This window comes from Amycolatopsis sp. NPDC004169 (genome assembly GCF_040610315.1).
GTDB lineage: Bacteria > Actinomycetota > Actinomycetes > Mycobacteriales > Pseudonocardiaceae > Amycolatopsis.
The window spans coordinates 1-23,858 of sequence record NZ_JBEXMD010000027.1 but is presented as its reverse complement, the minus strand read 5'-3'; the positions used below and the strand labels follow the sequence as shown (position 1 = coordinate 23,858).

Annotated in this window: 23 protein-coding genes; 8 read left to right on the top strand and 15 right to left on the bottom strand. The window is 71.7% G+C overall.

All coding sequences use genetic code 11. The features are described 5' to 3' along the window. Positions 1-213 precede the first annotated feature (213 nt). Together ABZX11_RS30670 and ABZX11_RS30665 are read left to right on the top strand one after the other, a co-directional pair. Positions 214-537 carry an MGMT family protein gene (locus ABZX11_RS30670; RefSeq protein ID WP_354919415.1) on the top strand — a complete coding sequence of 108 codons (324 nt, stop codon included), beginning with the start codon at positions 214-216 and terminating at the stop codon, positions 535-537. Positions 538-565: 28 nt separating this feature from the next. Next, complete coding sequence (locus ABZX11_RS30665; protein ID WP_354919412.1) at positions 566-1,420, top strand: siderophore-interacting protein; 855 nt, start codon at positions 566-568, stop codon at positions 1,418-1,420. A 128-nt stretch (positions 1,421-1,548) separates the two neighbouring features. Here ABZX11_RS30665 and ABZX11_RS30660 read toward each other — a convergent pair whose 3' ends face one another. Both ABZX11_RS30660 and ABZX11_RS30655 read right to left on the bottom strand, forming a co-directional pair. Further along, a complete protein-coding gene (locus ABZX11_RS30660) occupies positions 1,549-2,358 on the bottom strand; it encodes a uroporphyrinogen-III synthase (RefSeq protein ID WP_354919409.1) in 810 nt (269 codons plus the stop codon). Continuing rightward, positions 2,351-3,319, bottom strand: a complete 969-nt coding sequence (locus ABZX11_RS30655; RefSeq protein ID WP_176172912.1) for a YafY family protein — start codon at positions 3,317-3,319, stop codon at positions 2,351-2,353. Before ABZX11_RS30655 ends, ABZX11_RS30660 begins: the two co-directional genes overlap by 8 nt. A gap of 62 nt (positions 3,320-3,381) precedes the next feature. On the opposite strand from ABZX11_RS30655, the gene ABZX11_RS30650 reads away from it, so the two are divergent. From ABZX11_RS30650 to ABZX11_RS30640, 3 genes are all read left to right on the top strand, one after another. Next, the gene (locus ABZX11_RS30650; RefSeq protein WP_176172913.1) at positions 3,382-3,777 is read left to right on the top strand and encodes a DUF3224 domain-containing protein; all 396 of its coding nucleotides are present in this window, start codon (positions 3,382-3,384) and stop codon (positions 3,775-3,777) included. Positions 3,778-3,786: 9 nt separating this feature from the next. Next, on the top strand, positions 3,787-4,887 hold the full coding sequence (locus ABZX11_RS30645; protein WP_354919405.1) for a crosslink repair DNA glycosylase YcaQ family protein: 1,101 nt from the start codon (positions 3,787-3,789) through the stop codon (positions 4,885-4,887). 303 nt (positions 4,888-5,190) lie between these two features. Continuing rightward, positions 5,191-5,496 carry a hypothetical protein gene (locus tag ABZX11_RS30640; RefSeq protein WP_354919402.1) on the top strand — a complete coding sequence of 102 codons (306 nt, stop codon included), beginning with the start codon at positions 5,191-5,193 and terminating at the stop codon, positions 5,494-5,496. A gap of 90 nt (positions 5,497-5,586) precedes the next feature. Here the strand turns inward: ABZX11_RS30640 and ABZX11_RS30635 are convergent, their stop codons facing one another. The 11 genes from ABZX11_RS30635 to ABZX11_RS30585 all read right to left on the bottom strand — a co-directional run bounded on the left by ABZX11_RS30635 (position 5,587) and on the right by ABZX11_RS30585 (position 19,814). Then, entirely contained in the window at positions 5,587-6,249 is a 663-nt protein-coding gene (locus ABZX11_RS30635; RefSeq protein WP_354919399.1) for a DUF4097 family beta strand repeat-containing protein, read from the bottom strand. 101 nt (positions 6,250-6,350) lie between these two features. Further along, positions 6,351-7,454 carry a uroporphyrinogen-III synthase gene (locus tag ABZX11_RS30630; protein WP_354919396.1) on the bottom strand — a complete coding sequence of 368 codons (1,104 nt, stop codon included), beginning with the start codon at positions 7,452-7,454 and terminating at the stop codon, positions 6,351-6,353. Further along, the gene (gene nirD / locus ABZX11_RS30625) at positions 7,451-7,795 is read right to left on the bottom strand and encodes a nitrite reductase small subunit NirD (RefSeq protein WP_354919393.1); all 345 of its coding nucleotides are present in this window, start codon (positions 7,793-7,795) and stop codon (positions 7,451-7,453) included. The genes ABZX11_RS30630 and nirD overlap by 4 nt, the downstream gene beginning before the upstream one ends. Further along, complete coding sequence (gene nirB, locus ABZX11_RS30620) at positions 7,792-10,299, bottom strand: nitrite reductase large subunit NirB (protein ID WP_354919386.1); 2,508 nt, start codon at positions 10,297-10,299, stop codon at positions 7,792-7,794. Before nirB ends, nirD begins: the two co-directional genes overlap by 4 nt. A 1-nt stretch (position 10,300) precedes the next feature. Further along, positions 10,301-11,659, bottom strand: a complete 1,359-nt coding sequence (locus tag ABZX11_RS30615; protein WP_176172919.1) for a nitrate/nitrite transporter — start codon at positions 11,657-11,659, stop codon at positions 10,301-10,303. Between the two features lie 46 nt (positions 11,660-11,705). Continuing rightward, complete coding sequence (locus ABZX11_RS30610; RefSeq protein WP_354919381.1) at positions 11,706-13,133, bottom strand: FAD-dependent oxidoreductase; 1,428 nt, start codon at positions 13,131-13,133, stop codon at positions 11,706-11,708. Then, the gene (locus tag ABZX11_RS30605) at positions 13,130-15,178 is read right to left on the bottom strand and encodes a molybdopterin oxidoreductase family protein (RefSeq protein WP_354919378.1); all 2,049 of its coding nucleotides are present in this window, start codon (positions 15,176-15,178) and stop codon (positions 13,130-13,132) included. The genes ABZX11_RS30610 and ABZX11_RS30605 overlap by 4 nt, the downstream gene beginning before the upstream one ends. A gap of 194 nt (positions 15,179-15,372) precedes the next feature. Then, positions 15,373-16,170 (bottom strand): TIGR02569 family protein, encoded by a 798-nt coding sequence (locus ABZX11_RS30600; protein WP_354919375.1) that lies wholly within the window; start codon positions 16,168-16,170, stop codon positions 15,373-15,375. Positions 16,171-16,257: 87 nt separating this feature from the next. Then, positions 16,258-17,433, bottom strand: coding sequence for an adenylyltransferase/sulfurtransferase MoeZ (moeZ, locus tag ABZX11_RS30595; RefSeq protein WP_354919372.1), 1,176 nt, complete (start codon positions 17,431-17,433; stop codon positions 16,258-16,260). 155 nt (positions 17,434-17,588) lie between these two features. Beyond that, positions 17,589-18,755, bottom strand: a complete 1,167-nt coding sequence (locus ABZX11_RS30590) for a DUF3152 domain-containing protein (protein ID WP_176172924.1) — start codon at positions 18,753-18,755, stop codon at positions 17,589-17,591. Between the two features lie 81 nt (positions 18,756-18,836). After that, positions 18,837-19,814, bottom strand: a complete 978-nt coding sequence (locus ABZX11_RS30585; RefSeq protein ID WP_354919368.1) for an alpha/beta hydrolase — start codon at positions 19,812-19,814, stop codon at positions 18,837-18,839. Positions 19,815-19,929: 115 nt separating this feature from the next. Between ABZX11_RS30585 and ABZX11_RS30580 the strand changes: the two genes are divergently transcribed. After that, complete coding sequence (locus ABZX11_RS30580; protein WP_003095505.1) at positions 19,930-20,556, top strand: TetR/AcrR family transcriptional regulator; 627 nt, start codon at positions 19,930-19,932, stop codon at positions 20,554-20,556. Between the two features lie 47 nt (positions 20,557-20,603). Here ABZX11_RS30580 and ABZX11_RS30575 read toward each other — a convergent pair whose 3' ends face one another. Both ABZX11_RS30575 and ABZX11_RS30570 read right to left on the bottom strand, forming a co-directional pair. Then, positions 20,604-21,497 carry an alpha/beta hydrolase gene (locus ABZX11_RS30575; RefSeq protein WP_354919364.1) on the bottom strand — a complete coding sequence of 298 codons (894 nt, stop codon included), beginning with the start codon at positions 21,495-21,497 and terminating at the stop codon, positions 20,604-20,606. Further along, positions 21,494-22,402 (bottom strand): diiron oxygenase, encoded by a 909-nt coding sequence (locus ABZX11_RS30570; protein ID WP_354919361.1) that lies wholly within the window; start codon positions 22,400-22,402, stop codon positions 21,494-21,496. The genes ABZX11_RS30575 and ABZX11_RS30570 overlap by 4 nt, the downstream gene beginning before the upstream one ends. Before the next feature lie 68 nt (positions 22,403-22,470). On the opposite strand from ABZX11_RS30570, the gene ABZX11_RS30565 reads away from it, so the two are divergent. Together ABZX11_RS30565 and ABZX11_RS30560 are read left to right on the top strand one after the other, a co-directional pair. After that, positions 22,471-23,247 carry a TetR/AcrR family transcriptional regulator gene (locus tag ABZX11_RS30565; protein ID WP_354919358.1) on the top strand — a complete coding sequence of 259 codons (777 nt, stop codon included), beginning with the start codon at positions 22,471-22,473 and terminating at the stop codon, positions 23,245-23,247. After that, the gene (locus tag ABZX11_RS30560) at positions 23,244-23,561 is read left to right on the top strand and encodes a DUF4873 domain-containing protein (protein WP_176172929.1); all 318 of its coding nucleotides are present in this window, start codon (positions 23,244-23,246) and stop codon (positions 23,559-23,561) included. Before ABZX11_RS30565 ends, ABZX11_RS30560 begins: the two co-directional genes overlap by 4 nt. Positions 23,562-23,858: the final 297 nt, after the last annotated feature.

The following is a 23,858-nucleotide window of genomic DNA, read 5'->3' as shown; positions in this document are numbered from 1 at the left end:
GTTCGCCTCCCGTTCACCCCGCGATGGAACCACGCCGGGTCCCCCGGGTGGCGCACCGGCACGGCTTAGCGGGGGTCCGTTCGGTGAAGGCGCCCGGCGGTGCGGCGGACGGCTGCGAAAACTGGCTGTGACATCTGGGGCTCCGCCCCAGGTCGGGGGCTCCGCCACCCGAACCCCCGAAAAATGTCGGTGGTGTCGGGCACAGTAGGGGCCATGGACGACGTTCTGCACGAGCGCGTGCGGGAGATCATCGAGTCGGTGCCGGCCGGCACGGTGGCGACGTACGGCGACATCGCGACCCTCGCGGGGGCGCCGTCGCCGCGGCTGGTCGGCGCGATCCTGGCGGAGGACGGGCACGACCTGCCGTGGCACCGGATCCTGCGCGCGAACGGCACCCCGGCGCCACACCTGGTCCACGACCAGCTGGAGCGCCTGCGAGCGGAGGGCGTCCTGGCCGACGGCCAGCGCGTCGACCTGCGGAAGTACCGGTGGAAACCGGACGGAGAGGAGGAAACCGAGCCGGAAGGACTGTTCTGAACCGCGTTCGTTAGGTTAGCCTCGCCTAATGACGACTCAGCTGGAGCGCCCCGCCCTGACGTACCACCGGGCGCGGGTGACCGCCGTCCGGCCGGTCACGCCGCACCTGGTGCGCGTGACGTTCACCGCGGAGAGCTTCCGCGACGTGCCGCCGGGTGCGCCCGACCAGTACGTCAAGGTGTTCTTCCCGCTGCCGGGGCAGGCGGCGCCGGTGCTGCCGGAGGCCGCCGCCGACGTGATGTCCTGGTACCGGACGTACCTGGCGATGCCGGACGCCGTCCGGCCGCCGATGCGGACGTACACGGTCCGGGCCCACCGCCCGGAGGTGGCGGAGCTCGACGTCGAGTTCGTCCTGCACGGCGATTCGGGGCCGGCCTCGGCGTGGGCGGCGCGGGTGCGGCCGGGCGACCGGGTGGTGTTCACCGGGCCGTACGGGCTGTACGCGCTGCCCGAGGAATGCGGCTGGCAGTTGCTGGTGGGCGACGAGACGGCGCTGCCCGCGATCGGCGCGATCATCGAGCAGCTCCCGCCGGGCGCGCGGGCTTCGGTGTACGTCGAGCTGGGCGACCGCGCGGAGCGGCAGGTGTTCGAGACGCGCGGAGCGGTGGAGATCCACTGGGTGGTCCGCGGCGCGCGGCCGTTGGGCGAGGCGTTGCTGGAGGCGGTGCGCGCGGCGACGTTCCCGGGCGGGACGCCGTACGCGTGGGTGTCGGGAGAGGCGGGCGTGGTGAAGGCGGTGCGACGCCACCTGGTGCGGGAGCGCGAGATCGCCAAGCGGCTGATCTGCTTCACCGGCTACTGGCGGCTCGGGATGAGCGAGGAGGCGGCCGGACGCGAGGCGGTCCGGGCGGCGGAGGCGGGCGAAGTGCCTGCCGACGACTGAGTCTTGACGCGCTTCGGAGCAGTAGCTTCGGCGGAACTGCCCGCTGCCTGGCTCTCTCCGAGCTCCGGTGGCCAGTAGCTTCACCACCCCCGGCTACCGGCAGCCCATGCGGCGGAAGGGCCAGCGGCCTAACCCTTCCCCAGCTCCGTGACCAGCAGCTTCACCAGAGCGCCCAAGCGCTGGCGGTCGGGCTGCAGTGTCCCGATGCCCGCGGCCTCCAGGGGCGCCGCCGTCACCGGGCCGACGCACGCGCACACCAGCGGGCCGCGCAGCGCCGCCAGCAGCTCGTCGTAGTGGCCGGATGCGTGGGCCAGCGTCAGGAAGTTCGCCGCCGCCGGGGCGCTCGTAAAGGCCAGTGCGTCCAGCCGGCCGGCCACGGCCGCGCCGATCAGGTCGTGGACCGGCGTCACGTCCGGCGGCGAGTGCCAGCGGTACGGCTGCAGCTCGACCAGCGAGGCGCCCGCCCGCACCAACGAGTCCGTGAGCTCCGGCAGCCTCGTTCCGTGCAGCTGGACGGCCACCCGCTCGCCCTCGAGCCCGGCCGCGGCCAGCTCCCCGAACAGTTCCGCGTTGGACTCCGAGGCGGCCGAAAAGGACTCGCGCAGCCCGGCGCCGCGGACTGCGCCCACCGCCTTCGGGCCTCGCGCGTAGATCCGGGACTCGCCCATCGCCGCCACGAGCCGGTCGCGCAGGCCCCAGCCTTCGGCCGCGCCGAGCCAGCCGCGGAAGCCCGCGCCCGTCGTGACCACCGTGTACCCGACCGGCGCCGCCAGCACCGCTTCGGTGCCCGCGCGCAGCTCGGGGTCGGCGTCCAGGGGCACGATGGTGATCGTCGGCGCATGGCGGACCTCGGCGCCGTAGCGTTCGAGGGCGGCGATGAACTCGCCGGCTCGCCGCTCGGCCGTGACCCCGATGGCGATGCCGCTCAGCTCACCCATAGAACGCGCCCATCTCCTCGATCGCTTCCGCCAGCTCCGCCCGCAGGTCCGCCGGTTGGAGGACCTCCAGGTGCGGCCCGAAGCGCAGCAGCTCGCCGATGGCCGGTTCGCCCGGCTCCACCGGCAGCTCCACGGTGAGCCAGCCGTCCGCGTCGGGCTCGTTCGGGCACTCGCGCAACGCGCGGGCGCCGACAGAACCTGCGTAGAACGGTACGAGAGCCTGCGCCCGCGGCGAAAGGCGCACCACCGCGACGCGCGGGTACATCCGGCGTTCGAACTGCTCGGACCACTCCTGCCAGTAGCGCGCGAGGTCGAAGCCGTCCGGCCGCTCGAACACCTCGCCGAGGTCGGTCAGCTCCAGCACGCGCGAGATCCGGTAGGTGCGGTCGGTGCCGTCGCAGCGGCCGGCGAGGTACCAGTTGCCCGCCTTGAGGATCAGCCCCAGCGGCTCGACGTCCCGTTCGACGATTCGCTGCCCCCAGCGTTCGTAGCGGATCCGGATCCGGTGCGACGACCAGACGGCGTCGGCGATCGCCGACAGCGCCGGCAGGCTTTCGATGCCGCGGTGCCAGCCGGGGACGTCCAGGTAGAACCGCTCGGCGACGCGCCCGGCGCGGTCGCGCAGCTCGGCGGGCAGCGCCGCGTACAGCTTGAGCTGCGCCGCCGCCAGCACCGTGCCCAGCCCCAGCTCGGCGGCGGCCACCGGCAGCCCGGCCAGCGACAGCGACTGGGCCTCTTCCTCGGTCATCCCGGTGAGCCGGGTGCGGTAGCCGTCGACGAGCCGGTAGCCGCCGGTCCGGCCGCGGTCGGCGTACACCGGGACGCCGGACGCGGAGAGCGCGTCGATGTCCCGGTAGACCGTCCGCACCGAGACCTCGAGCTCTTCGGCCAGCTCCTCGGCCGTCATCCGGCCGCGGTTCTGCAGCAGCAGGAGGACGGACAGGAGGCGGCTGGCGCGCATTCGCCCATCTTCGCAGAAATACCTGACACAAGCTGACAGGTATCCCCGGCAGGGTGGCACCCATGAACCGATTCTCGACGAAGAACTGGGAAGAAAAGATCGTCAGCGGCGCCGAAGGCGGCCCGCGGGTGGCCTACGCGCACGTCACGTTCGCGTATGAAGGGGTCATCGAGGGCGAGTCGATCTGCGACCTTCTGCTGTACTACGCGGGCGAAGGCTATGACAGCGGGCAGACGACGTCGCCGAGCTTCGAGCGCATCGAGGGCAAGGTCGACGGTCGCGAAGGGACGTTCATCGTGCGCCACGAGTACACGTTCGACGCCAAGGGCTTCGCCTCGACCTTCGAGGTCGTCCCCGGTTCGGCCACCGGCGGGCTGGCCGGCCTGACCGGCGGCGGGACCGCCGGCGGCGCGACCGGCGAGGACAAGGTGGGCTACACGTTCGAGTACGCGTTCTAGGAGTCGCAAGTGGACCGTCGCCAGGTACTCGCCTACCGCGTAGCCGAGCACGGGCTGCACCGCTCGGCGAAGGACGTCGCCGACCTCGCGGTCGTCCGGGCCGGGCTGCAGGACAGCATGCGCGACACCGCGCTGCTCGCCCTGGTGGCCCGGCTCGACGGCCCGGTGTCCCTGGAGGACGAGCGGCTGGTCCTGGCCTGGACGCTGCGGGGCGCGCCGCACCACCACCTGCGCACCGACCTGCCGGAGGCGCTCCGCGCGCTGATCCCGCTGGACGACGCGGACGCGCTGGCCCGGATGCTGTGGCAGCGCAAGGAACTGGCGGCAACGGGCTTGGCGGCGACGGAGGTGGTGTTCACCGCGGCGGCGGCGCTGCGCGAGGTCGTGACGGCGCCGATGACGAAGGGCGCGGTGTCGACGGCGGTCACCCAGCGCCTGCCGCCGTCGTTCGCGCGGTGGTGCCGGGGTTGCAACGCGACGCACATCCACGAGCAGCTGATGCGCATCGCGTCCCCGCTCGGCGGCGTCCGCCTGGTGACGGGAGCATCCCCGGCAACTTTGGCCCCGCTGGAGGGCCGGGGGCGGCTGCGGAAAACCCCGGACCCGGCCGCGGCGACGGCGCTGGTCGAGCGGTACCTGCGCCTCAACGGCCCGGCGTCCCCGGGCGACGCGGCGGAGTTCGCGGGCACGGCCCGGGCGGTGGTCGACCGGACGTGGCCGGCGGACCTGGTTCCGGTGGACGTCGAGGGGAAGACCCGGTACCTGCCCGCGGACCGGCTGCCGGCCTTGGAGAACCCACCGGAGCCGGACGTGGTGCGGCTGCTGCCCCCGCTGGACCCGTTCATCCAGGCGCGAGACAAGACGCTGTTGGTCCCGGACCCGTTGCGGCGCAAGGAGGTCTGGAAGATGCTGGGGAACCCGGGGGTGCTGCTGGCGGACGGCGACATCGCGGGAACGTGGCGCACGAAGGGCAGCGGGTCGAAGCTGACGGTGACCCTGACGGCATTCGACCCGCTGCGCCCGGCGGTTCGTGAAGAGGCAGAAGCGGAGGCGGCGCGTGTGGCGGCGGCCCGGGGGTTCGAGAAGCACACGGTCACCTGGGCCGGCTGAGCCGCGCCCGACGCCGCCGCGATCCCTCCACGCCGGCGGCAAGCCGCAACCGAGTTCGTGGCAGCGGAGAGGAACTCGGTGACGCTGACGGCCCTGCGCCCGGCGATCCGAGAGGAAGCCGAAGCTCAGGCAGCCCGCGTGGCGGCGCCCCGGGGATTCGAGAAACACACGGTCACCTGGGCCGGCTGAACCTCGCCCCGGCTCAACAGCCCCGCTACTCCGCCGCGACCCCGCCGCGCCGGCGCCAAGGCGCAATCGAGTTCGGGGCGCCGGAGACCACCTCCGCCGCATAACATCACCAACGTGATCGAACTCGATCTCGCCCAGTTCGCTGCGGCCGTGCACGCACACGCGCCGCAGTGGGAACAGGCGGGAATTCGGTGGCAGCTGACGTTCGGCCCTGAGCGTGGCAAATCCGCCGCCTGGGTCGACTGCGAGACCGACGAATTGCTGGTCCAGCTCATCATTTGGACGAATGGTGCGGCCGAACTCGCCGTCGGGAACATCGTGATCGGCGTCATTGATCAGGTTCACCGTGAACTGGCGAGTGCGGAGAAAATCGTCAAGTGCCTGGACGATCTCACAAACCATCTCACCGACCACAACTGAACGAGTTTCTGGTCGACGAGAGCCGGCCCCAAGCGCCCCAATGTGGTTCCCGCGCATGCGAGTCCCGCATCGGGGCGCCTCCCGCCGCCCTCACACGCTGTGGGCGTCGATGTCGCCGTACGCCGTGGTCGCCTGGATCCTCAGCCCTGCCGTTCCCTCGTTCTTCAGCGCGTTCCGGATCCGGCCGTACGTCGTCCCCGCGTCCAGGGACGCCGAGACGCCCGCCGCCGCGCCGACCTCGATGTTCCCGGCCTGGGTGCTCAAGACCAGGTCGCCGCTCGCCGCCTCGGCGATGCGGATGTCGCCCTTGCCCGTGGTGATCTCCGCCGGGCCCGTCAGGCGGCCGATCGACACGTCGCCCGCGTGGGCCGTCAGGCGCAGGCTCGCGGCCTCGTCGAAGACCACCTCGCCGTGGGCACCGGAGACCGTGACGTCGCCGAGGCGACCGACGCCCCTCAGCGAGACGCTGGCGGCCTTGGCCTCCACCGAAGAACCGGCAGGCAGCGAAACCGTCACGTCGACCGCCCCGGACGGGCCGAAGTACTGGTTCCGGGCTTCGAGCGAAACGCGCAGGACGCCGTCGTCGAAGATCACGGAGGCTTCCGAGGCGGCCTTCACGTCGCGGCTCTTCGCCGGGTCGGCCGGCAGGACCTCCACGACGGTGTCCTCACGAAGAGAAGCGGCGAACCGGACGCGGCCGGCGGGGATCGAAAGGACGGTGGCGATCGGGGCGGTGGTGGTGAACTCGTGCATCGGATTCTCCTTGACGAAGCGAAGTGGCTGATGAGAACCACTTTCGCCGGACCCGCTGACACCGGAGGGCCACCGCACTGACACGGCCACTGACACGCCCGTCAGACGTCGACAGCCAGCCGGTACCCCCGCTTCACCACCGTCTGGACCACCTTCCCGCCGCCCAGTGACGTCCGCAGCCGTCCGATCGCCGTCTCCACCGCGTGCTCCTCGCCCCCTCCCGGCAGCGCCGAGATCAGCTCGCGCCGCGACACCACCCGCCCCGGTGACGCCGCCAGCGCCCGCAGCAACGCCATCGGCGCCGGGGCCACTTCGCACCACTCGCCGTCCACGATCGCCGCCTGGCCGCGGAGCTCGATCGAACGTCCTCCCGCTCGCAACCGCGGGGAGCGGGCCACCAGGGTCTCGGCCACCGTCCTGGCCAGCGCTCCGATCCGCGCTCGGTGCGGCTGGACCGTCGGCACCCCCAAGGCCGCCAACGGGCCGGCCGTGATGGGGCCGACGCACGCGGCCACGCACGGGCCGGACAGCGCCGTGACGAGCCCCGGCAGCCGGCCCGTGCGCCGGGCCAGCGCGATGAGCGACGCCGCCGCCGGCGCGCTGGTGAACGGCAGTGCGTGAATCGCCCCGTCCAGGACGCCGTCCAAGAGCCGGTCCACCGGGCCCGGGTCGGCCGGCCCGACCCAGCGGTACACCGGGATCTCGATCACCTCGGCGCCGGCCGCGCGCAGCGTGTCCACGAAGTACGGCAGCGGCTCGCCGTGCAGCTGGACCGCGATCCGCAGCCCGTCGACCCCCGACGAGAGCAGGTGCTGCAGCAGCTCCGCGTTGCTCTCGGACGCCGGTGAGTACGACTCCGACAGCCCGGCCGCCCGCAGCGCGCCGGTCACCTTCGGCCCCCGCGCCAGCAGCGTCGCCGACGACAGCCGGTCGAGCAGGGTGTCCCCCAGCCCCCAGCCCTCGGCCGCCTCGAGCCAGCCGCGGAAGCCGATGCCGGTGGTCGCGACGACCGCGTCCACCGGCGAGGCCAGCAACGCGGTGGTCGCCGCGTGCAGCTCGGTGTCGTCGGTCAGCGGCACGATCCGGATGGCCGGGCCGTAGCGGACGCTCGCCCCCTTGCGCACCAGCAGCGCGCCGAGCTCGTCAGCCCGGCGCGCCGCGGTGATGCCGATCACGAAACCGGCCAGCGGGAGCACATCGCTCACGGGCTCTCCACTTCGACGACGCCTTCCCGCACGCGCACCTCGTAGACCGGCACCGAGACGCCCGCGGCGTCCAGGCACTGCCCGGTCTCGAGGACGAACCGCTCCTTGTAGACCGGCGAGGCGACCACCGGGACGCCGTCCGCGTCACCGACGATGCCGCGCGAGAGCACCGCCGCGCCGCTGCACGGGTCCCAGTTGGACAGCGCGTGCAGCCGGTCGCCGGGCAGCCGGAAGATCGCCACCTGTACGCCGCCGTCGAGCAGCGCCGCCACCCCGGCGTACTCGGGCACCGCGCCGACGGAGCACACCGCCGTCCACGTTCGTTCGATCGACGTGGTCATCGCCGCACCTCCGGGACTCCCAGCATGACGGGCACCTTCTGCTGCCGCTCTTCGCGGAACGAGATGGCCGGGTCGGGCGTGCCCGGCGCGTTGACGAAGGAGGTGAAGCGGGCCAGCTTCTCCGGGTCCTCCAGCACGCCCTTCCACTCGTCGGCGTAGTTGTCGACGTGCTTGGCCATCGCCGCGTCGAGGTCCTCACAGATGCCGAGCGAGTCGTCGACGATCACCGCGCGCAGGTGGTCGAGGCCGCCCTCCAGCTCCTCGATCCACGGCGCGGTCCGCTGCAGCCGGTCGGCCGTGCGCACGTAGAACATCAGGAACCGGTCGATGGTCCGGATCAGCGTCTCGGTGTCCACATCGGACACGAGTAGCTCGGCGTGCCGCGGGGTGGTGCCGCCGTTGCCGCCGACGTAGAGGTTCCAGCCGTTCTCCGTGGCGATGATGCCGAAGTCCTTGCTGCGCGCCTCCGCGCACTCCCGGGCGCACCCGGACACCGCGGACTTGAGCTTGTGCGGCGACCGCAGCCCGCGGTAGCGCAGCTCCAGCTCGATCGCCAGGCCGACGCTGTCCTGCACGCCGTAGCGGCACCACGTCGACCCGACGCACGACTTCACCGTGCGCAGCGCCTTGCCGTAGGCGTGCCCGGACTCGAACCCCGCGTCGACGAGCCGCCGCCAGATCAGCGGCAGCTGGTCCACCGTCGCGCCGAACAGGTCGATCCGCTGGCCGCCGGTGATCTTGGTGTACAGCCCGAAGTCGCGGGCCACCTCGCCGATGACGATCAGCTTGTCCGGTGTGATCTCCCCGCCGGGGATCCGCGGGACCACCGAGTACGTGCCGTTGCGCTGCAGGTTGGCCAGGTACCGGTCGTTGGTGTCCTGCAGGGTCATCTGCTCGCCGCCGAGCACGTGCCCGTTGCCGAGGGTCGCCAGGATGGACGCCACCGCCGGCTTGCAGATCGCGCAGCCGGTGCCCGTGCCGTACCGGGCGATCAGCTCGCTGAACGTGCCGATCCGGGTGGCCTTGACGATCTCGAACAGCTCCGCGCGCGACTGCGGGAAGTGCTCGCAGACGGCCTTGGACTGCTCGACCCCGGCCGCGCTGAGCAGCCTGCCCAGCAGTGGGACGCACGACCCGCAGGCCGTGCCCGCCCGGGTGCAGGCCTTCAGCTTGGGGACGGTGTCGCAGCCGTCCTCGTGGATGGCCTGGGTGATCGTGCCCTTGGAGACGGCGTTGCACGAGCAGATCTGCGCCGCGTCCGGCAGCGCGTCGACACCGACCGCGGCACCGCCGCCCGCCGGGGCGAGGATCGCGCCCGGCTCGGCCGGCAGCGGACGGCCGACCAGCGCGCGCAGCGTGTTGTACTCGGTCGCGTCGCCGACGAGCACCCCACCCAGGAGGGTCTTGCCGTCGTCGGTGACCACGAGCTTCTTGTACGTCCCGGCGACCGCGTCGTTGACGGCGACCTCGAGGGCGCCTTCCGTCTGGGCGTGGGCGTCCCCGAAGGAGGCGACGTCGACGCCCATCAGCTTCAGCTTCGTGGACGTGTCCGGCTCCGGGAACGTCCCGGACCCGCCGGTGAGCTGCGCGGCGACGATCTCCGCCATCGCGTACCCCGGGGCCACGATGCCGTACACGCGCCCCTCGACCGCGGCGCACTCGCCGATCGCGTAGATCGCCGGGTCGCCGGTGCGGCAGGACGCGTCGGTGAGGACGCCGCCGCGCGGGCCGAGATCCAAACCGGACTGGCGGGCGAGGTCGTCGCGCGGCCGGACACCGGCGGAGAACACGACCAGGTCGACGTCGAGCTCGGTGCCGTTGCCCAGCTTGGCCAGCAGCCGGGAGCCGTCGGCTTCGATGGCGTTGGTGGACGTTCCCGTGTGGACGGTGACGTCCAGGTTCGTGATGAGCCGCCGCAGCAGCGAGCCGCCGCCCTCGTCGACCTGCAGCGGCATCAGCCGCGGCGCCATCTCGACGACGTGCGGGGACAAACCCATGTCCCGCAACGCCTTCGCGGCCTCCAGGCCGAGCAGGCCACCGCCGATGACGACGGCCGACCGGCGGCCGCGGCCCGGCTTCTCGATCGCCGCCGCGCGGATGGCGTCGAGGTCCTCGATGGTCCGGTAGACGAAGCAGCCGTCCAGGTCGTGCCCGGGCACCGGCGGCACGAACGGCTTCGAGCCGGTGGCCAGCACCAGGGCGTCGTAGGCGACGACGTCCCCGGAGGCCGTGGTGACCGTCTTCGCGGACCGGTCCAGCGATACCGCCAGTTCACCGAGCCGGAGGTCGACGTGCGGGTCGCCCGCGTAGTCCGATCCGGGCAGCGCCAGCGAAGCCGGGTCCCAGGTGTCCACGTAGGACGTGAGCGCCACCCGGTCGTACGCCGGGCGCGGCTCCTCGGACAGGACGACGATGTGCCAGGTTCCTCGGGGGTCTTCCGCGCGCACCGCCTCCACGAGCCGATGGGCGACCATGCCGTGTCCGGCGACGACCAGGGTGGGCATCTCAGACCTCCGCTCCGGCGAGCGCCAGACCGCGCTCACTCGTGGGCTGTTCGGCGGGCTTCCGCAGGTAGACCGCCCAGGTGACGGCGAAGCAGAGCCCGTAGAAGACCAGGAACCCGATGAAGGCGGGCACGCCGCTCTTCGTGTCGGCGAACGACTGCCGGAAGGCGAGGTTGATGAACAGCCCGCCCTCGGCACCGATCGCGCCGGCCAGACCGATCAGCGCACCGGACAGCCGCCGCGCCTTGAGCAGCTCGGCCGCCTCCTCGGCGCCGTTGGCGATGGCGACCTTCGCCTTGGCGCGGAAGATCGCCGGGATCATCTTGTACGTCGAGCCGTTGCCGATGCCGGTGAGCACGAACAGCACGATGAAGGCGATCGTGAACAGCGTCAGGGACTTCGACGTCGAGGCCAGGATCAGCACGACCGTGGCCAGCGCCATCCCGATGAAGGTGGCGAAGGTGACCTTGCCGCCGCCGATCCGGTCGGACAGCCAGCCCCCGGCCGGCCGGGAGATCGAGCCGAGCAGCGGGCCGAGGAACGTCACGGCGGCCGCCTGCAGCGGCGTGCGGCCGAACTGGTTCTGCAGCACCAGGCCGAACGCGAAGCTGTAGCCGATGAACGAGCCGAACGTGCCGACGTAGAGGAACGACATCACCCAGGTGTGCGGGTCCTTGACGACCTCGCGCATCGCCTTGGTGTCGCCCTTCACGGTGGCGAGGTTGTCCATGAAGAAGTACGCGCACACCGCGGCGAGCACGATCAGCGGGATGTAGACGTAGAGCACGATCCGCGGTGCGGTCGCGCCCGCCGTGCCGATCACCAGCAGCCCGACGAGCTGGATCGCCGCGACGCCGAGGTTGCCGCCGCCGGCGTTGAGGCCCAGCGCCCAGCCCTTGTGCTTCTCCGGGTAGAAGGTGTTGATGTTCGTCATCGAGGAGGCGAAGTTGCCGCCGCCCACCCCGCCGAGGGCGGCGACGAGCAGGAAGGTGCCGAGCGACGTGCCGGGGTGCAGCACGATCGCGGCCAGCGTGGTCGGGATCAGCAGCAGCACCGCCGAGACGACCGTCCAGTTGCGGCCGCCGAACTTCGCCACGGCGAAGGTGTACGGCAGCCGCATCAGGCCGCCGACCAGCGTCGGCGTCGAGACCAGCAGGAACTTGTCGGCGGCGGAGAAGCCGTAGTCCTTGCCCATGAACAGGACGATGACCGACCAGAGGGTCCAGATGGAGAAGCCGATGTGCTCGGCGAAGACCGAGAACCAGAGGTTGCGGCGGGCGATCTTCTTGCCCGTGGATTCCCAGAACTGCTCGTTCTCCGGTTCCCAGTGTTCGATCCAGTGCTTCCCTTGGTGGGCCATGGCGTGCTCCTCAGTGCGGCGGTTCGTGGTGGTCAGTGGGGATCGGTCACTGCGCGGCGAGCCAGTTCGCGATGCCGCCGACGGTGTCCGTGCACCCGCCGCACCCCGTCGTGGCTCGCGTGGCCCGCGCCAGTGCGGGGGTGTCGGTGGCCCCGGCCTTCCAGGCTTCGACCAGCCGGCTTTTGGTGACGTTGTTGCAGCGGCAGATCACCGCCGCGGCGGGCAGGTCGGCGGGACTGGCCGCGGGGGTGCTGCCACTGGGCAGCGCGCGGCCGAGCAGGACGGCGAGCCGGTCGTCCGGCAGCGGCGTCCCGCGGTCGTGGAACTGGGTGATCGTGGCCGCCGCGTCGGGCAGGCCGAGCAGGATCGCCCCGGCGACGCGGTTCTCGCGGACGACGAGCTTGCCGTACCGGCCACCGGTGGGGTCGTTGAAGGTGAGCACCTCGGCGCCGGTGTCGGATGCTTCGAGCTGGGTCTCGCCGAGGGCGGCGAGATCGATGCCGCGGGCCTTGAGCCGGGTGACGGCCGTGGTGCCGCGGTAGCGGGCCGCCGCGTTCGTCCCGGTCAGGACGTCGGCGAGGACTGCGGCCTGCTCCCAGGCGGGCTGGATCAGGCCGGCGGGGGCGCCCGGGTGGCGGGCGCAGTCGCCGAGGGCGTGGATACGGCCGTCGCTGGTGCGCAGCGTGTCGTCGACCAGGACGCCCCGGTCGACGTCGAGGCCGGCGTCGGCAGCCAGGCGCGTCTCGGCACGGACACCGGCGGCGACCACGACCAGGTCGGCCGGGACCAGGCTGCCGTCGTCGAGCTTGAGCCCGTCGCCGGGCAGGTAGCGGGCGGCGGTGGCGCCGAACCGGAACGTCACGCCCATCTCGGTGAGCTGCCGGGCCAGCACGTGCCCCGCCCCGGCGTCGAGCTGGCGTTCCATGACGTGCCGCAGCGGGTGCACGACGGTCACCTGGTTGCCGCGCCCGGCCAGCCCGCGGGCGGCTTCGAGACCGAGCAGGCCGCCGCCGAGAACGGCGACCGGCGCGCCGAAGCGGGCGGCGTCGAGGATCTTGGCGCAGTCGTCGAGGCTGCGGAAGGCGACCACACCCGGTCCGGCTTCGAGGCCTTCGACCGGCGGGATCCACGGGTTCGCGCCGGTGGCGAGGACCAAGGCGTCGTAGTCCACTGAGGATCCGTCGGCCAGCTCGACACAGCGCTTCTCGCGGTCGATGCGCTCGACGTCGACGCCGAGCCGCAGATCGATGTTGTGGCGCTGGGCCCACTCGTCGTCGTGCAGTCGGACGCTCTCGGCGCTCATGCCGCCGGCGACGACGGCGGACAGCAGGACCCGGTTGTAGGCAGCGTGCTTTTCGGCGCCGAGCACGGTGAGCCGGACCCGCTCGGCGATCGGGTCGCGACGGCGGATTTCGTCGGCCAGCCGGGCACCGGCCATGCCGTAGCCGACGATGACGACTTCACGCGGGGTCATGCGGCACCATCCACAGTAGACAGAGCAACGGCACACACCTTGAACTCCGGCATCCGGGAGACCGGGTCGAGCGCCGGGTTGGTGAACAGGTTGGCGCGCTGCTCACCCGGGAAGTGGAACGGCAGGAAGACGAGATCGGGCTTGAGGCTCTGGACGAACCGGACCTTGGCGGTCATCTCCCCGCGCCGCGACCGGATCCGCGCGCGGTCGCCCTCTTCGAGCCCGGCACGCTTGGCGGTGTCCGGGTGGACTTCGACGAACGCCTCCGGGACGACCTCGTTGAGCTCTTCGATCAGGCGCGTCTGCGCGCCCGACTGGTAGTGCTGGAGCACGCGGCCGGTGGTGGCCTGCAACGGGAACTCCTCGTCCGGCAGCTCGGCCGGGCCGGTGTGCTCGACCGGCACGAACCGCGCGCGGCCGTCCGGGTGCGCGAAGGTGCCGAGGAACATCCGCGGGGTGCCGGGGTGGTCGTCCGCGGGGACCGGCCAGTGCAGGGCCTCGCCGTCGCGCAGCCGGTCGTAGCTGACGCCGGAGTAGTCGGCGATCCCGCCCTTGGACGCGATCCGCAGCTCTTCGAACACGGTTTCGGCGTCGGCCGGGAAGCGATCTTCGGGCTGTCCCAGGCGCTGCGCGAGCCCGTGGAGGACGTCGAGGTCGGAACGGACGCCCGGTGGCGGCGTCAAGGCCTTGCGGCGCAGCAGGATCCGGCCTTCGAGGTTGGTGAGCGTGCCGTCTTCTTCGGCCCATTGGGTGACCGGCAGGACGACGTCGGCGAGCGCGGCGGTCTCCGACAGCACGAAGTCGGCGACCACGAGGAAGTCGAGGGACGCCAGCCGGTCCTGGACGCGCTGCGAGCGCGGGGCCGAGACGACCACGTTGCTGCCGAACACCATCAGCGCCTTCGGGCCGTGCTCCTGGCCGAGCGCTTCGAGCAGTTCGGTGGCGGAACGGCCGGGCCCGGGCAGGCTGTCCGCGTCGACACCCCAGACGCCGGCGACGTACTCGCGCGCGGCCGGGTCGTCGAGCTTGCGGTAGCCGGGCAGCTGGTCGGCTTTCTGGCCGTGCTCGCGCCCGCCCTGGCCGTTGCCCTGGCCGGTGAGGCAGCCGTAGCCGGAGCCCGGCCGGCCGGGCAGGCCGAGGCTCAGCGCGAGGTTGATCCAGGCGCCGACGGTCGCGGTGCCGGTGGCGTGCTGCTCGGTGCCGCGGGCGGTGAGGACGTAGGCGTTGCGGGCGGCGGCGAGCTTTTCGGCGGCGAGGCGCATGTCGGCGGCCGAGACGCCGGTGACGCGCTCGGCCCGTTCCGGCCACCAGCTCGCCACGATCCGCCACGTCTCGGCGAACCCGCTGGTTCGCTCGTCCACATAGGACTGGTCGAGGTGGCCGCCTTCGCCGACGGCGTGCAGGATGCCCAGCACCAGCGCCAGATCCGTGCCGGGCGCGGGCGCGAGGTGCAGGCTCGCCAGCTCCGCGGTCGGCGTCCGCCGCGGGTCGACGACGATCAGGTCGCTGCCGCGCAGGTGCTGGGTGAACGGCGGCATGGTCTCGGCCGGGTTCGCCCCGGCGAGCAGCACGACATCGGCGTTCTTGAGATCGGTGACGGGGAACGGCATCCCGCGGTCGGCACCGAAAGCCTTGATCCCCGCGGCGGCGGCCGAGGACATGCACCACCGGCCGTTGTAGTCGATCTGCGAGGTGCCGAGCGCGACCCGGGCGAACTTGCCGAGCAGGTAGGCCTTTTCGTTGGTCAGCCCACCGCCGCCGAAGACCGCGACCCCGTCGGGGCCGTGGGTTTCCCGCGTCTCACGCAGTTTCCGGGCGACGAAGTCGAGCGCGAAGCCCCAGCCGACCGGCTCGAGCACGCCGTTCACGCGCAGCATCGGCGTGGTCAGCCGCTTCGGGCTGGTGAGGAGGGAGCCGGAGGTCCAGCCCTTCTGGCACAGGCCGCCGGCGTTGACCGGGAAGTCCCGCGGGGACACGTGAGTGCCCTCGAGGCGCATCCCGCACTGCAGCGCGCAGTACGGGCAGTGGGTGTCGACCTGCGGCATCGGGCACCTCCTCGGCGGTTCGGGCTTGCCCTGACGCTAAGGAGGCCGTGTTAACCGGATTCGACCGAATGTTTCAGGCAGTTGACATTGCGTCGGTGTTTCCGGCGCCCGTCCGGTGAGATCCGTGTCCAACTGTCGGGAGTGGGGAGGTCAGTGGAGCCTCCTCGAGGTGACACGGGGACTTGGGACGTGGGTCACAAGACGCCGGACACCTCGCGCGCCGCCGCGCGCAGGCCGTCCAGTGATGCCTGGGTCGACCTCGGGTTCAGCGCGTTCGACGCCAACCGGAACAGCACCGCGCGCAACAGCAGCTGCGGCCACTCCGGCAAGTGCGCCCAGCGTTCGAGCAAGTCCCGCCCCGCCCCACCCCAGGCCAGCGCGTCCACCGCGACGATCGCCGCGCCGTACTCACCCGGCCGGTAATACGGCACGAAGTCGACCAAACCCGGGCCGGCTTCTCCGTCGAACAGCAACCCCGCCAGCAACTCGCCGTGCGCCACCTGCAATGGCAGGCGGATCGGGCGGCGGGCTCCCGCGAGGACCTCGAACCAGCGGCCGCCCTTGGTCTCCGCCAGGGGAACCTCGAGTTCCTCCCAGGCCACGCGGTCGGCGATCGCGTCCACGTCCGTGCGCGCGTCCAGGAACTCCGGCCGGGGCAGGCCGATCGTGGCTCGGTGCAGTTTCACCGCCGCCAGCACCGAGGCGTCTCCGCGGTGCTCGGGCGTTCCCGGGACGAACCGCGAAGCCGTCCAGCCTCCGACGATCCAGCGGCCGTCCGTCGACCGGACCGGCCTGCCGACCCGCAGCCCGGGCTCGCGGACGTAGTCGAGGGCGTGCGCGGTCCACAGGGTCCGGACCTTGTCGGTCACCGGCTTGAGCACCAGGCCGCCGCAGCGCCACGCCGTCGAATCCGGCAGGCGTTCGCCGTCGTCGGCGGGGCCGCCGAAGGCCGCGCAGACGTGCGCCGGGGGACGTTCGAGGGTTGACCGCACGGCCGTGACGTTACCCGGCCGGGTGTTCCACGAATGAGAAGACGCGCTGCTCACGCATGGTTTCCCGGCCGGGCGAAAGACACACTGTCAGTAGGTCGGCAGGCTCGGATCGATCTGCTTGGCCCACGCGAGCACGCCACCGCCGAGGTGCGTCGCGTCCTTGAAGCCGGCCGCGTGCAGGGCGGCGAGGGCCTCGGCGGACCGGGCACCCGACTTGCAGTGCAGCACGATCGGCTTGTCCTGCGGCAGCTCCGCGAGCGCCTCGCCCGAGAGGATCCGGTCCTTCGGGATCAGCGTCGCGCCCTTGATGTTGACGATCTCGTACTCGTGCGGCTCGCGGACGTCGATCAGCGCGAAGTTCTCGCCGCTGTCGAACTTGGCCTTGAGCTCCGCCGGCGTGATCGTGTGGCCGGAAGCAGCCGAAGCGGCCTCGTCCGAAACCACGCCGCAGAACGCCTCGTAGTCGATCAGCTCGGTGATCTTCGGCGTGTCCGGGTCCTTGCGGATCTTGACCTCGCGGTACTTCATCTCCAGCGCGTCGTAGCTGATCAGGCGGCCGAGCAGCGGCTCGCCGATGCCGGTGATGAGCTTGATCGCCTCGGTCACCATGATCGAGCCGATGGACGCGCACAGCACGCCCAGCACCCCACCTTCGGCGCAGGAGGGAACCATGCCCGGGGGCGGCGGCTCCGGGTAGAGGTCGCGGTAGTTCAGGCCCTTGCCGTTCGGCGCGTCCTCCCAGAACACGCTGACCTGGCCCTCGAACCGGAAGATCGAGCCCCAGACGTAGGGCTTGCCGAGGATCACCGCGGCGTCGTTGACCAGGTAGCGCGTGGCGAAGTTGTCGGTGCCGTCGACGATCAGGTCGTACTGCTCGAAGATCTCCAGCGCGTTCGACGAGTCCAGCCGGTCGGTGTGCAGGTGCACCTTGACCAGCGGGTTGATCTCGGCGATCGATTCCTGCGCGGACGCGGCCTTGAGCTTGCCGACGTCGGACTGGCCGTGGATGACCTGGCGCTGCAGGTTCGACTCGTCCACCATGTCGAAGTCGACGATGCCGAGCGTGCCGACCCCGGCCGCGGCCAGGTACAGCAGCGCGGGGCTGCCGAGGCCACCGGCCCCGATCACCAGGACCTTCGCGTTCTTCAGCCGCTTCTGCCCGTTCACCCCGACGTCGGGGATGATCAGGTGACGGCTGTACCGGGCCACCTCTTCCTTGGTGAGCTCGGCAGCCGGCTCGACGAGCGGCGGCAGTGCTGACATGGGTCCTCCATCTCGCGCGCGTATCGCGTCCATCCCACTATGCACAACGCGCGCAGGCAAACTCGTCTTCCCGCGTCCGGATCGTGAGACAGACCGCTTTTCGGGGGTCCGGGTGGCGGAGCCCCCGGTCCGGGGCGAAGCCCCGGATGTCAGAGCTACTGCGGCTGCGGGGTGGGGTTCGGCCACGAGTTGGTCTTGCAGATGCGGCCGTCCTTGGCCACCTTGCCCTTGTCGCCGCCGGGGATGTCGTTGAGCATCGAGACGTAGTCGTCGGAGACGCCGAAGGACTGCTGCATCATCACCGGCGCCGGCTGGTCGGTGCCGCCGCAGCCGACGTGCTGGTTGCCCAGCGCGTGCCCGACCTCGTGGTTGATGGCGTACTGCCGGTACCCGGTCATGTCGGCGCCGTAGGCCTTCGCACCGCGCACCCAGCGGGCCAGGTTGATCAGCACCCGGCCGAGGCTCTTGCGGTAGCAGGACGCCTCGAACTTGATCTGGAACCCGCAGGCGTCCGGCCGGTGGGTGGTCTCCGGCGTGGTGAGGCTCACCCGGAACGACGGGTTCGGGAAGTTGGCGTCCACCCGCTGGAACGCGATCTTGCCGTCCCAGGTCCAGCCCTGGGTCGGGTTGGACAGCGTGCCCTGGACGGCCGTGGCGAAGGCGTCGTCACCGGCGTAGCTCGCCGGGTCGATGCCGTCCTCCACCTCGACGGTGTAGGTGTAGAGCTTGCCGTTGCCGATCTTCGGGCCGCTGCCCGGGACGACGTGCCACTTGCCCGCGCCGGCCTGGGTGAACGGGATGCCCTCCGGCAGGTCCGCGGTCGGCACCTTGAGGTCGACCGGGGTGGCCGGGTTCTCCGGGATGGGCTGCTCGCCGTTGCCGTCGATCGCGCCGCCGGAGGAGTCGCCGCCCGCCGACTCGGCGCCGGGCGCGGAGGCGCCGGTGCCCTGCTCGGCGATCGGCTGGGCCGGGCTGTTGGCCGTGTTGACCACGACGAGGACGGTCAGCACGACCAGGATCGGCAGCGCGTAGACGCGCCAGCCGTAGGTCTTGGTCAGCTTCGCGATGCCGGACTTCGACGGCTCGTCCGCCTTCTCCGGCGCGACCGGGACCTCCGGCTTCCAGGACGCGCTCAGCGGCTCGGCGCTGGTCCGGCGGCTGCCCGGGCGGTAGCGATCCTCGTCGAGGCGCTGCGCCGGCGACTTCGACGGGCGGTACTGGCCGGTGCGGGAGTGGTCCTCGGCGGACGGCGTCCGGCGGGCCGACGCGCGGTGGGGTGACCGCCGATCTTCGCCTCGCGCGTCCTGCTTCACCCGGTCCACCGCACCAGGGTGCCACAGCGGCGGAGCGCGACTCTCGCCGACTGGCGGATCATCGGGTGAACTCGACATCCCCCGATCGGGCTACCAGGTGCCCGCCTCGACGTGCTCCCACATGCCCAGGACGGCCTTCGCGACGACGACCGGGCGCTCCATCTGCGCCACGTGCCCGGTGCGCGGCAGCACCAGCAGCCGGGCCCGCGGGATCGCCCGCGCGGTCCGGACCGCGCGTTTCACCGAGATGACGCGGTCCTCCCGGCCCCAGACGACCAGCGTCGGCGCCCGCACGAGCGGCGCGACCGACCACAGCGACGCCTTCCCCAGCGTCGACCAGGCCCGGAAGATGGCGAACGTGCTGCGCGCCATCGCGGGCGCGGCCCAGGCGAACCCGGCGCGGGCGCCGTGTTCCTCGGTCAGCTCGTCCAGGCGGCTCTCCGGGAAGCGCGACGGGTCGGCGAAGCACAGCTTGATGACCTGCGCGGCGCGTTCCCGCGGCCCGAGCGCGGCCAGCTGCGCCCGCACGCGCGCGCCGACCAGCGGCAGGTAGGCGAACGCCATCCGCGGGTCCGACAGCCGCCGCGGGTCGAGCCGCAGGTCCGGGACCGCGGGCGAGATGAGCGTCAGCGTCTTCACGAGTTCGGGTTTCTGCGCCGAGACCAGCAGCGCGATCGCGCCGCCCATGGAGTTGCCGAACAGGTGGACCGGCCCGCCGACGGCCTCGATGTGCTTCACGACGACGTCCGCGTGCGCCTGGAGCGTGAAGTCGAAGCCCTCTTCGGGCTCCGAGTAGCCGAACCCGGGCAGGTCGATCGCGGTGCCACCGGCGACCGGCGCGAGAAGGGCGGCCAGGTCGGTCCAGTTCGTCGACGAGCCGCCGAGGCCGTGCACGTAGACGGCCGGTACGCCGTCCGGGCCGGGCGTGCGGCGGACGTGCAGGCGCGCGGTGCCGACCTCTTCGAAGGCCGCCGGCCAGGGCGGCGGCACCGGGTCGAGCGACGGCAAAGCCCTGGTCGAGAGCGGCACGTGGGTGAGCGGCGGCCGGGCCCGCACGGGGGTGTTCACGGGTCCAGAATGCCCGACCCTTGGCGCGGCACACGTACCGGCGAGTAATCTTCAGGGCGACTTCACGCGGTGGCGACCCCGCCCGTCGAAGAAGACGATGACGGGAGGACGAAGCATGACGGAGATGACGCGGTTGCAGCAACGTGGGGTGCGGCTGCCCCGGACCGAGCGCCGGGCCCAGCTCCTCGCCGCGGCGCAGCGGGTCTTCGCCGAGAACGGCTACCACGCCGCCGCGATGGACGAGATCGCCGAGGTCGCTGGCGTCTCGAAGCCGGTGCTGTACCAGCACTTCCCCGGCAAGCTCGATCTGTACATCGCGCTGCTGGAGAGCCACGTCGACGAGCTGGTCAAGCGCGTCCAGAACGCCCTGGACTCGACGACGGAGAACAAGCAGCGCGTCCCGGCGACGGTCGGCGCGTTCTTCGACTTCGTCAGCAACGACGCGGGCGCGTTCCGGATGGTGTTCGAGTCGGACCTGCGCGGCGAGCCCGCGGTGCAGGAAGCGGTCGACCGGGCGACGTCGGCGAGCGTGGACGCGATCACCGAGACGATCACCGCGGACGCCGGTCTCGACGAGGACAAGGCGCGGCTGCTGGCCGTCGGGCTGGTCGGGATGAGCCAGGTCAGCGCCCGGTTCTGGCTGGCACACCACCAGTCGATGAGCCGCGAGGAGGCGGTGGCACTGACGGCCAACCTCGCCTGGCGCGGCATCGGTGGCGGCTTCCCGCTCAAGGACTCCTGACCGGCCGGAGGCGGCACTCCCGGTGGAAGTGCCGCCTCCGGCGGGAATCAGCGGGCGGCGGCGCGGACCAGAGCGCTGATCCGGCGCGCCACCTCGTACGGCCGTTCCTGCGGCAGCATGTGCCCGGCCCCGGGGAACCGGACGAACTCCGCGTGCGGCAGCTCGTCCGCGATCACCTTCGCGTGCGGCAGCGGGCACAGCCGGTCCTTCTCCCCCGCCAGCACCACGGACGGCACGTCGCAGAGCGCGCCCAGTCCACCGACGCCGCGGTGGGCCGCGATCGCGTCCAGGAACATCCCCGCGCTCGCCGGGTGCGCGCACAGCAGCTGCTCGACGACGCTGTCCACCTGCTCGCGCCCCGGGCGGGCGCCGAACACCAGCCGCCGGGCGCCCGAGCGGACCATGCCCGGCCGCAGCCGCAGCGTGTCGCTCCGGAGTCTCGCCAGCAGCTTCGCCACCCGCGGCTCGAACCGCGTCACGCTCCGGCCGACCAGCCCGGGGAAGCCGAGGGTCAGCTTGTCCATGTCGCCGGACGACGTCGCCACGAACGCCGCACCCGCCAGCCGGCCGGCCACCAGCTCCGGGTGCCGTTCGGCGAGCACCATCAGCGTCATGCCGCCCATCGAGTGCCCGGCCAGGACCAGCGGCCCGCCCGGCACCCGGTCGGCGATCAGCTCGGCGAGGTCGTCGGCCAGCCGCGCGATCGTGGCCCCGCCGGGCCGGGCGGGCGCCGAGCCGCCGTGGCCGCGCAGGTCGTAGCGCAGGACGCGCACGCCGGGGTCGAGGTGCGGCAGGACGAAGTCCCAGGTCCGGTGGTCCTGCGTCCAGCCGTGCACGAGAACCAGCGTGATCGCCGAATCGGCCGGCCCCGAGGACACGACGTTGAGCGCGGCGCCGTCACTCGCCACGAACCGCGGCCCGGGCGAGAGGACGGCGGTCATCGGCCCGCCGGGAGCAGGAACGACTTGCGCCAGAAGTACTTCCCCGGCAGCCCGACCAGGCCGGACTCCTGCAGGAACGGCATGATCTTCTCCCCGGCCCAGGCGATCGTCCCCTGCCAGTGCGGGTTGTTCAGCGCCGCCTCGACGCCGTCGCGCGGGCGGATGCCGACCGCCTTGTAGACGTCGGGGTTGATGAACGCCCGCGTCACGAAGTAGGAGATCACCGCGATGATGAGCTGCTGGTAGGCGATCTCGGCCTTCGACAGCTTCGCCATGCCGCGCGTGACCTCTTCGCGGGCGAAGGTGACGTGCCGGGCCTCCTCCAGGACGTGGATCCGGTTGACCATCCGGACCAGCGGCTGGACGCCTTCGTCGTTCATCTGCTCGCGCTGCAGCCGGTCGAGGACCTCCTCGGCGACCAGGATCGCGCCGTAGCGCGCGGGGCCGTAGGAGATCGACGGCATCAGCTTCGCGAGCTTCCGCAACCACGGCACCGGGCCGTAGGCGGGGCAGCCGATCCGCGCGGCCATCCGCGCGAACATCGTCGAGTGCCGGCATTCGTCGGCGATTTCGGTGAGCGCGAACTGGGCGTGCGCGGACGTCGGGTCCTCTTCGTAGACCTCCTTGAGCAGCATCTGCATCAGCAGGATCTCGAACCACAGGCCGGTGGTCGCGACGCTCGCGACCTCGTGCTTGCCCAGCTCGATGCGCTGCTCCGGGGTCAGCTTCTCCCAGAGTTCGGTGCCGTAGAGCGAAGACCGCTCTTCGAGGATGAACCGCTTGCCCTCGACCAGCGGCGCGGCCCAGTCGATGTCGACGTCGGGGTCGTAGAACTTGTTCGCCGACGACTTCAGCAGGCGGTCCGCGGTCTTTTCGCGATCCGGTTCCTTCAGCGTCCGCGTCATTGCCGACACCCCTTCCGCCACACTCGTTCGAGATGTGTAACTTGAGGTAACAGTTACCTCTGCGTAGCATGACCCTGGTGATCGAACGTGTCAAGCGCACCAAGCAGGCCGGCAAGTCCTCCCGCGGCGACGAAGCGACCGGCGACGCCCGGCGCGACCGGTGGCGCAAGCACCGCATCGCCCGGCGCAAGGAATTCGTCGAGGCGGCGCTGCGGGCACTCGACACGCACGGCCCGGACCTCGGCATGGAGGACGTCGCCGCGGAGGCCGGCGTCACGAAGCCGGTGCTCTACCGGCACTTCGACGACAAGGCCGACCTGTACGTGGCCCTCGGCCAGCGCGGCACGGAAATCCTCTTCGAGCGGCTGATCCCGGCGATCAACGCCGAGCTGGCGCCGGTCCCGCGGATCCGGATGGCCCTCGACGCGTTCTTCACGGTCATCGAGGAGCACCCGAACCTCTACCGGCTGCTGGCGCACGGGCGGCCGGAGAAGCCGGTGTCGTCGGACGTCGTGGCCGAGGACAAGGAACTGATCGCGAGCGCGCTGACCGCCCTGCTCGGCGACTACATGCGGATGTTCAACATGGACTCGGGCGCGGCCGAGCCGTGGGCGCACGGCATCGTCGGCATGGTCCAGAACACCGGCGAGTGGTGGCTGGACCGCCGCTCGATGAGCCGCGACGCGGTCGTGGAGTACCTGACGCAGATCATCTGGGCGGCCATCGACGGGCTGACCCGCCAGAACGGCGTGGTCATCGACCCGAACCAGCCCCTGGAAGCCAACAAGGTGGTCCAGCTGGGCCGCACCCCGGAGTCATCGGAGTCCCTGGAGGAGACCTCATGAGCGAGCACGACGAAGACGGCTACAGCGGCTCGGCCACCCTGGTGGTCGACGGGGTTTCCCTCCCGGTGACGGTCGAGCTGCGCGGCTACTTCCAGCCGATCGACGGCTATTACCGCTGGTACGGCCGGGTGGCGGTGAACGAGGAGCTGACCCGCCTGGCGGGCGGCAAGAAGAAGGCCGTGACCATCCAGGCGGGCGAGCACTCGGCGACGGGCGAGCTGTCGGACCCGGACCCGTGGGGCCGGTACCGGATCACGGGCACCAGCACGCCGCCGTTCCACGTGCCGACGACGTTGGAGGAGCTGAACGCCTAGACGGTCACTCGGCTGGTCCTGCTTCGTCGACGCGAACCGCAGGCCGGGCGCGCAAGCCGACCAACGACGCAAGCCGTCCGGGCCAGCACGCGAACCGCAGGCCGGGCGCGCAAGGCGACCACCCACCTCACCAGACCTCCCCCGCCCCTCATCCCTGCTGTCTGTTCAGCCGCCGGGTGGGTTTGTCAAGGCACGCTTTCCCGCCTAGGACAACCAACCACCGGGCGAGCAAAAACCCCCCGAGGGGGGCGGCGTGGCTACCACCAGCCGCACCCCCGGACGACCCGCAGGAAAGAA